This is a genomic window from Mongoliibacter sp. (assembly GCF_007692705.1).
Taxonomy (GTDB): domain Bacteria; phylum Bacteroidota; class Bacteroidia; order Cytophagales; family Cyclobacteriaceae; genus Mongoliibacter.
In genome coordinates, this window is the sequence record NZ_REBN01000230.1 from 1 (window position 1) to 9,973 (window position 9,973).

Annotated in this window: 5 protein-coding genes; all 5 read right to left on the reverse strand. The window is 40.2% G+C overall.

Annotated features, from left to right (window positions below; all coding sequences use genetic code 11):
* Positions 1–995 (reverse strand): VCBS repeat-containing protein (locus EA341_RS16265; protein WP_293016226.1); only part of this gene is annotated, 995 nt, incomplete at its 3' end.
* Entirely contained in the window at positions 985–1,578 is a 594-nt protein-coding gene (locus EA341_RS16270; RefSeq protein ID WP_293016227.1) for a hypothetical protein, read from the reverse strand. The genes EA341_RS16265 and EA341_RS16270, both read right to left, overlap by 11 nt.
* 27 nt (positions 1,579–1,605) lie before the next feature.
* On the reverse strand, positions 1,606–4,887 hold the full coding sequence (locus EA341_RS16275; protein ID WP_293016228.1) for a VCBS repeat-containing protein: 3,282 nt from the start codon (positions 4,885–4,887) through the stop codon (positions 1,606–1,608).
* A gap of 106 nt (positions 4,888–4,993) precedes the next feature.
* Positions 4,994–6,496 carry a RagB/SusD family nutrient uptake outer membrane protein gene (locus EA341_RS16280; RefSeq protein ID WP_293016229.1) on the reverse strand — a complete coding sequence of 501 codons (1,503 nt, stop codon included), beginning with the start codon at positions 6,494–6,496 and terminating at the stop codon, positions 4,994–4,996.
* Positions 6,497–6,515: 19 nt separating this feature from the next.
* Positions 6,516–9,500 carry a SusC/RagA family TonB-linked outer membrane protein gene (locus EA341_RS16285; protein ID WP_293016230.1) on the reverse strand — a complete coding sequence of 995 codons (2,985 nt, stop codon included), beginning with the start codon at positions 9,498–9,500 and terminating at the stop codon, positions 6,516–6,518.
* Positions 9,501–9,973: the final 473 nt, after the last annotated feature.

A 9,973-nucleotide genomic window follows, 5' to 3' on the forward strand; every position in this document is an offset into this window, starting at 1 on the left:
GTGATCTGCTTCAAACGCTGAGGAGGTTCAGGCAGCATTTCAGTAACAAAAATATCCAGATAACCATCGTTGGTTATATCCGCAATATCCGCCCCCATAGAAGCAGCAGATGTAGAGCGCATATAATCTGTCAGAGATTCTGTAAATGTCCCATCCTGATTGTTGATATACAGGTAGTCCCGCTCAAAAAAGTCATTGGATATGAAAATATCCATCCAGCCATCTCTGTTGACATCTCCAACAGTGATTCCCAGTCCAAAACCAATCACAGATCCATATATACCGGCCTCCTCAGAAACATCGGTAAACTTATTCCCATCATTTCTGAAAAGCTTGTCACCTCCTACAGGATCCCTTCTTGGCCTTTCATTCTGCATTTTATTAAAGCTGCCAATCGCCTGATAGCTATTATTGAGCAGGTAAAGGTCAAGGTCCCCATCATTATCAAAATCAAAGAAGACGGCATGGGTGGAATAACCTTGATCTGCCAGGCCATATTCTTCCGCCATTTCTGTATATGTACCATCACCATTGTTGATAAAAAGCTCATTCTGCTTATTATCTCCTTTGATATCCCCTGAATTGCAGACATAAATATCCAGTAAGCCATCGCCATTGATATCTGCCATAGCCACTCCAGTACTCCAAGCCCTTGTACCTGCTACACCTGCTTCTTTGGTTACATCCTTGAATTTGAAATCCCCTTCGTTGATATAAAGCTTGTTCTCTCCCATATTGGAAGTCAGGTAAATATCCAGAAGTCCATCATTATTGACATCCCCTAGGGCAACACCTCCTCCATTGTAAAAATTACGGTAGGTGAAAATATTGAACTTCTCGTCAAATTCCAGGTCATTTCTAAAATCCACGCCGGAATAGGAAGAGTCTATCTTCTCAAACAAAGTATCCTTATTTTCCTGTTTCTCAGATTGACAGGAAAACACTGCCAACGCAGCCAATCCTAGAAGCACTATGCTTTTGTACTTAAGCATCATCATCTTTATTTATCATGTCAGGCAGGTCTTTAACCCTCAGGTCTAGCATTTCCACCCTGACGTTTGTAATGTCTTTTCTAAAAACCCTAATCAGGCGGTTACCGTCAACCCTGACGATAGCCCTCGCAGTTTTGTTTTTATTTGTCACTTCAAAAAAGCCTTCTCCGTACCAGCCTTCCAGTAATCCTACCACATCATCCATTAGCTTTTCCACAGTATATTCCTCATTTCCAGGAAACCATGCTGGATAATTAAATTCCATCGGCATAAAGAAAAGCTTATTATCTTCAAAAGCAGGGTAAAAATGCATATTGGTTTCTTTCCCGGAAGGCATTTCTGGCTTATACAACACCATTAACTGGTGGGCTCCATTGGTCAAAACACCTTTTTTATTCCACTCCCAGCATGTACCGAAAAAATCTTTTCGCCCCATACCAAAGTGTAAGTCTAAAAACAGGTCTTCAACCACTTTGCCCGAAGCCAATTCCCTTTCCTTTACTTTATCAAACTCTGTTTTTGGCTTACAGCCAAGTACCAAAGCCAAAAGGCCCAATACATAAAATACTTTTATCATTCTACTCATTTCTTAGGAAACAATCTTCTCTTTTTGTTACTCATTTATTTTATACCACTTTGGGAAATCATTGTTTCTGTTTACCATCAAAAGGTTACCTTTTGCCGTTTTCACCTTTTGGATGTCCCTGACCTCACCCGGAACAAAAAAACCAGATTTTTCTGCTGGAATCAATACATATCCACCATTGGGTTTCCTTTCTAAATACCAGCCAAAGCTTCCCATATTGACCCCCAACTCTGGTTTAATCCTACTCTGATTTCCTCCCACTAAAAGCCCCGAAACACCATTTGGAAATTCAATGCTATGGGAAGCATACACCGGAGAGTACTGAACTTCTTGTGGCAATGATTCCTGGGCAAAGATAGCATTTCCCTTTTTCCTGTAGAGCACTGATTCCAAGGTCTCCACTTTCAAGACAAGGCTATTCTCAAGGATTTCTCTTGAAAATAAGTCTTCCATCCTTTTATCCTTATAGGTATCATAATCCAACAATTGCTTTCGCAATCCGGGTAATTGTTTCAGCAATGCCTGCTTCAGCACTAAAGGAAAGGGTTGTCCATTTTCATAGATGGTCAAGATTTGTTCCACACTTCCATTTCTGTCAAAATCATTGACATACATGCGCATGGGCTCTTCTTTACTTGCCAAAAGCCTGGTATTTTTTCCCATATTTCCCAAAAAAACAGATAAATCTCCTTCAGGCTCTCTTATGATTTGAATTGAATTCCAAAGTCCTGCTAAAGGTTCAAAACCCATTTGCCCAGAAACTTCCGCATAATCATTATCCATCTTTTTGAATACCTTAATTGGCATCCATTCGCCGACTACTACAATCTCCTCCTGCCCGTCTCCATCCAAGTCATATACTGCGGCATCTGTCAACATTCCCAGATCTCTGAATTCCGGTACATCAATTTTTTTGAAGGTTCCATCACCTACATTACGCAAAAGCTTTAAGCTCCCAGGTATCCCATAAGCAAAAGGCACTGACCTTTCTCCTACAATAAGATCTAATTGACCGTCACCATCAAAATCCAAGGCCCTCGCAAAAGATGAACTCTCAAAATCCTGAGGAAGGGCTGATTCATCTCTTGAGAAATTCCCCTTACCATCGTTGATATACAACCGGTCTTGATAGTTCGGACTTTTATGGCCAAACTCAATGCTACCACTGACCACATACAGGTCTAAATGACCGTTGTTGTTGGCATCAAAAAACAAGCCCTCCACATCTTCAGCCAATTGATCTGCTTCGAAAACGTGCGAGATTTGAAATGAAGCATCTCGTTGCTGGATCAGCAAAACAGAAGCCTGACCTCTGGCTCCTGGCATGAAAATATCGTCCAATCCATCCCCATTGACATCCCCCACTGCAGGTTTTGGCCCCTCATTGGATATCATATGAAATCTTAATCTATCCCTATCAAAATCTATAAATTCACTTTCCTGATGTTTCCAGGGGAATTCCATTTCCACTGCTTCTAACAAGGGAGTTGAGGGCTGTATATTATAATCGAATTTAGACCTATTTGGCTCTGGCTTAAGTATAAGAAGGGTATCCACACTTGGGTTTTCCAAAACCTGATGTATACCGTTTGGCCAAAGAATACGCACAGAATCCAAAGCTTCCACCTGTCCTAACCCAAAATGCAACCTGGGGTCAACGGATGACATATACCCTCTTACAGGGTTGTGTTCTGCATACCAGAATTTATCCCCCGCAAAAAGGCTTACCTGAGCCCCAAAATGATTGCCCAAATCCAACTGGAGAAAATGGTTCCCTAACTGCTCTCTGCTGTTATTTTTGAAAATAAAAACTTCTCCATCGAGGTTATTGACTACAAGATCAAGATCTCCGTCATTATCCAAATCTGCATAAGCTGCCCCGGTGGAGAATGTCAATTGATCCATCCCTATTTCAGCAGCTACCTCAGCAAACTGAAACCCTCCTTTATTTTTGAATGCAAAATTTCTCTGTGGAACAGAAGGGAATTCATCTATCATGCTGATGATCAAAGTTGAATCCTTTCTATTTTGGGCAATTTGATTTTGGTTGTGGACATAATAATCTACATAATCAAAATCCGTTAAATCTTTCACTATGCCATTGGCTACGAAAATATCCCTATAGCCATCATTATCCATATCAAAAATCAAAGCCCCCCAAGACCAATCCGTGGCGTGGACACCTGCTTGCCTTGCTATTTCCGCAAAATGTACCTGATCACTTCCTGGTTTAAAGCCAAGGTTTCTTTGCAAAGTATTTCTGGTAAATTGATGGAAATAGCCTGCTTTCACATTGGCCTGGTACTTATCCCACTCTTCAAAGGGAGTTTTTGTCTTTACCCTCTCCAAGCTAGCAGGAAGCATTTCTGTAACAAAAATATCCAGCCATCCATCATTATCGAGATCCGCAATATCTGCCCCCATAGATCCCATACTGATCTCGGTCATCATATCTTCCAAAGCCTCGGTAAAAGTCCCGTCTTGGTTGTTGATATAGAGGTAATCTTTTTCAAAAAAATCATTCGATACATAGAGGTCAGGCCAGCCATCTTTATTGACATCTGCTACAGTGACACCAAGTCCATAGCCAATTGCCGAGCCATAAATACCAGCCTCTTCGCTGACATCAGTAAAAAAGCCACCATCATTTCGATAAAGCTTGTTCCCTCCCAAGGGATCTCTTACTTCTCTTTGTCCAGTCCTCAGGTCATTGGCTCCTATAGACCTTGCTGAGTTATTGAGCAAGTACATATCCAGGTCTCCGTCCTTATCAAAATCAAAAAATACAGCATGCTGGGAAAGTCCTTCATCTGCAATGCCATATTCCTTAGCCATTTCGGTGAAAGTCATGTCACCATTATTGATATAGAGTGCATTGTGTCGCTCCTCTCCTACCAAGGGTCCTGACTTACAAATGTAGATATCCAATAAGCCATCACCGTTGATATCTGCCATACTCACTCCAGTAGACCAGATGCCCGGAACGGCAATACCTGCTTTTTCCGTAATGTCTTCAAATTCGAAATTGCCCTTATTTAGGTAAAGTTTGTTTTCACTTTGATTGCCCGCCAAAAAAATATCTATCAAACCATCATTGTTGATGTCGCCTAAGGCTACTCCTGCTCCATTATAAAAATTCCGAAATGTGTAAGGATTAAATTGCTCTGTATAATTCAGGTCATTCCTGAATTCAATACCCGTATGACTACTGGGCATCAACTCAAAAAGCTTTGCTTCCTCCTCACTATGATGGGAGCAGGAAATTAAAGTACCAGAAAGAATGATAAGTATGGAAAGTAGAAATCTCAAGTTTTTTGGGCGTTTGATAAAGCTAAATTATTTCCAAGCTATCCATAAATCAAAAAGAAGTGCACAAATGTGCACTTCTTTAAAATTTTATTGGCCAAAAACCTGATTAATAACCAGGATTTTGAGACAAACTAGGATTAGCTTGTAGTTGGTTCTCAGGAATTGGGAAGATATTTCTAAATGCAGGTGAAGCTGCTTTTTCCCACCATGCATCATTGAATCTGCCAAACCTGATCAAATCAGATCTTCTATGCGCTTCTGCAAATAACTCTCTTCCTCTTTCAGCCAATAACACATTGGCATCGATAGAAGAAAGTAAAGGTGCATTGGCTCTTTCTCTCAACTGATTCACGAATTGAAGAGCTACAGAATTATTTCCCTGTCTCCAAGCTGCTTCTGCTTTCATCAACAACACATCCGCATATCTATAGATTGGGAAATCATTATTCAAATCAGGTGCTGCGCCCATTGCGATTTCAAATTTATCGATCCTTGTTCCTGCCTGACGGAAGGCATTAGGTGCCAATTGATTAATATTCGGCGTAAAATTGATTTCAGGACCATCGGGATCTCCATCAAAGGCATCATCAATCAAAGGAGTAACACCATCTGAAGCAAACTGAGGACCTTCTCTCAATGAACCTTTCCTAGTATCGCCATCTTCAAAACTGTTATAAAACTCTTCTAAGGCTGCATAACCATTCCAAGGCTGCTCTTGTAACTCAAAAGTTTGTTGAGTAGAGTAGTGGTATGTCATCTGATGAATATTGAACCCTCCAGCGTTGTTTGCATCATAAGGTACCGTAAACATATTCTCTGGAGAATTTTCGTTATTGGTAGCAAAATTCGCAAAGAAATTAGGTGTTAAACTGTATGGACCATCATTGATAATAACATCCAACACTGCTTCAGCATCTGCCCATCTAGGTGAACCTGTGTAAACTTCAGCATTCAGATATAACTTGGCCAAAACCATGTGAGCTGTCCAGAAGTTGAGATTCGTTCTCGTATTATCTCTAGTCAGCATATCTACATTTTCAAGAATTGAAGTTTCTATGAAGTCGAATACTTCCTGTCTTGTACTTTGTACTGGGCTACCTCCTCTATCTGTTTCACGGATAATTGGCACGTTACCAAAATTATCAATGAGCAGTAAATAGGCAAACGCTCTTAAAACCTTCAATTCTGAGGTCAATTCTTCTAAATCCGGAAACTGCTGCAAAAGAAGATTCGATTCAGCAACAATTCTAAAGCCATATTGCCATGTCCCGTTAAGAGGACCATCTACTGACAACCAGGTATGTCTATGTGCTCTTAGCCAAATACCACCATCTTCCCAGTCAGCTCCTTTTTGAGGAATAGACAAATGATCTGATGATACTTCCTGAACACTGTAATATCCACCATGTGAACCAAATCCTCCTTGTCCACTCGCTACCACTGCACCATATGCAGACTGCTTGAGTACTTCGATCAGCTCGGGAGTTACGTTAGCTTCCAACTCCTCCTGTGTGATACCCGAAAGTACCTCCTGCTCCAATTCCCAACAAGACCCCATGGTTACTGCCACCAGGCCTCCCATTAATACTGTTTTAATTGATCGTAACATATTTATTTTTGAGTTTATGTTATTTAAATGTTAGTGTCAATCCCATAGTCCATATTCTAGGCAAGAAGTAAGTATTCCTTCTTTCTATACCCGGAGCCAATGGATTCGGATTCAACACATCTTCTGTATCTGTCCATCTTACCTCAGGATCAACCCCTGTGAACTGCGTGAAGGTAATTAGGTTTTGGACACCTGCATATAGTCTCAAATTATTGATAGATGCTGATGTAGTAGGTAGATTGTAACCAATCTGAAGGTTATCTAACCTAAGGAAATCACCTCTTTCCAAATACAAATCCGAAAATGTCGGTGTAGATGTAACTAGCGGATTGGTCGGAGTGTTTCGAGTAATTACAGAATTCCAAGTATTTGATGCTCCATCCGCATTTTCATAGAAGCCTCTGAAAGAGTTATATAACATGTGACCCCAGCTTCCTCTTGCCAAAAAGTTCAAGTCCCAATTGCCGTAGATAAAGGTATTGGAAAATCCAAAATCACCTATTGGCAAACCGTTACCCAATCTTTCAAATTCTTCAGGATTTTCGCCTGAAAGAATGTATTCTCCACCGTCTGTCAAACCTTCCATTCTTGGACCGTAGAAATCACCGATTCTCTCACCTTCTCTATTCCAGATAATTGGGTTGTTATTTTGTCCCGGTGCTCCAGGAACACCCTGACGGATTTCAGGAAGTTGAATTGAACCAACTCCGATATTTTCGATTCTAGTTCTTTGGTAAATGGTAAAGTTAAGTGATGGTGTCCAGGAAACAGGTCCCAATTTCACATCATTCATGCTTACTAAAAATTCCAAACCACCTGAAGTCAAATCACCAATATTGGCCCAAATATTTGTAGCCGTATAGAAGTTTCCAGGAAGGAATTCGTTAGGAGCACCTACAGGTACTTCCGTATTGAAAATCAAATCAGAAATTGTCCTTTGGTAATAGTCTATCTGACCAGTGATTTTTCCCTGCATCAAACCAAAATCAACACCCACTGTAAATTCTTGGGTATTTTCCCATCTCAATTGAGGGTTAGGATTAGCCAACTGATTGATACCTACGAAAACTGAATTTGGATCCCCTGGTATCAAAGGAATTCTGTTTCCATTACCATATATACCCAAAGCCAAGGTTGGAGATGGAGGCAATTGACCTACCACACCAAAAGAAGCCCTTGCTTTGAACTGATTGAATATGCCCATATCAAGTATCTGGGTCATGTCAACACCCGCACTCACCGCTGGGAAAATACCTGTCTGATTTTCTCTACCAAAACCTGAGTACGTTTCTGCCCTAACGGATGTGGATAGGAAATAAGTGTTGTTATAATTAAAATTTGCTCTGGCAAATAAAGAGTTCAATACTGCTCTTGTCGCAAATGAACCCATTCCTGTACCAGGTCCTAGTCTAAGACCACCTGCACCCAAGTTATTGGGTCCTTGATCGAAAAGAAATCTCGTTGAAGAAGCATTCATTCCTCTTTCTTCAAAAATCTGGGTTTCACCACCAGCAAGGAAAGCAAAGTTTAACCTGTCTGCGATTTCATCTTCAAAACGAATTGTCCCGTTCCAAATGGAAGTTGTTCTGTCAAACATGTTTTGTCCTGCCTGACCATTTCTACCGAATCCAGTCTCAAAATCCTGTCTGGAAAAAAACTGCGTAGCCAAGTCAGTAAATTTATCCTGAGAAAACTGAGATGAAAGTGTCCATTTATCAGTCAGGTCAAAATCTGCTCTAAAAGAATAAATGGCAGCCCTTTGTTCGTTTGTAAACCTTTGTTGATTGATCAATGCTACAGGATTGTAAAAATCGAACAATGGTCTTTGGAAAAATCCTCCAAAATCTCTGTTGGCTCCCTCAGTGTTTTCAAATATAGGGGCAGTAGGGTTATAGATAGTTGCATACCTCACTGCTTCTGCATTCACATTTTGTGCATCTGTATTGGTAAAAGCAAGGTTCATATTCAACCTTAACCTGTTATTCAATGCTCCATGAGAAATGTTGAATCTGGTATTCAATGTTTCTCTATTGGTATTTTGAACAATACCATCATTGTTACGGTAGTTGACAGATGCTGAATAGGAAGTATTTTCAAATCCACCTGTAATGGTAGCGTTTACTGTTCCATTGTAGGCAGTCTGCAATACTTCATCTCTCCAATCTGTTTGGGCACCAAAATTAGTACCTCCTCTAGACACAAACTCTTCCGGAGAAAGCACGGGTATCAAATTGGTCGGAGCTTCAGCGGTACCAAATGTGTTGATGGTCACTGAAGAAACGCCTTTTTTGGTAGAACCCTTTTTGGTGGTAATCAAAATCACACCGGCAGCACCTCTAGTACCATAAATAGCCGCAGCTGAAGCATCTTTCAATACATCAAATGTTTCGATATCATTCGGATCGACTGCATCAATGGAAGCACCGATAACACCATCCAATACAATCAATGGAGATTGCGAGGCACCAAAAGAAGAAATACCTCTCAATCGTACTTCTGGTGCTTGGTTAGGGTTACCACCCGGTCTTGTTACAGATAAACCTGCTACTTTACCTTGAAGCAACTGGGTAGGATTTGTAAAGTTACCTCGGTTAAATTGCTCAGAACTTACAGATGCCACCGCTGAGGTGATTTCCTTTTTATCCTGAGTACCATAACCGATTACAACTGCCTCTTGGAGGCTTTGAATATCTTCATCCAACTCTATGTTGATCATAGACTGGTTGCCGATTGTTACTTCTTGTGGGGTAAATCCAACGAATGAAAAAACCAACACCTCATCTCCTGGCTGCACACTTATAGTGTACTTACCATCAAGATCTGTTGTGGTACCTCTAGTAGTTCCCTTTACCAAGACTGTTACTCCTGGTAGAGGATCTCCAAAGGAAGTATCCAGGACTGTTCCTGAAATCTCCCTGCCTTGTGCATTTGCTGCTGCGACACTGAACAAAATCAGTGCGGTCACCAGCATAAATGCTTTTAACTTTTGTAAATATTTTCTCATAGGGTTTGTTGTTTTGAAAAAAACGAATTGGTTTATATAGTTAATTTCAAATCTAAAATGATTGTTTAAATTTAATTTTGCAATATTTAACAAAAGCCATATCCCCCTTTTGCTATAGGGTGTGTTAACAGAACAAAGGTATTCTTTACTAATCGGTAATATTTACTGGTTTATGTTGCCATATTTATAACCGAAAACGTTTGAACTTTTCGAATAGTTAAAATTTTTCGATTTTATTAAAAATGTGAAAATTGACCTCAGTATTTTTGGTTTACACCCCTAAAAAGGAAAATCTTTGAAATTCGCCCGTATTCAAAGATTTGGACTAAAATGCGGTTTCTTAAGAAATCTTAAATACCAAATGGAAAGTTTGGACAAAAAAGCAAACCATTATCAGCTCTTCGGTCCCCGGTTGTCCGAAGGTTCTGCCTTCGGACTCCTGATAATGAAGTTTTCAACTTCATTTAATATTT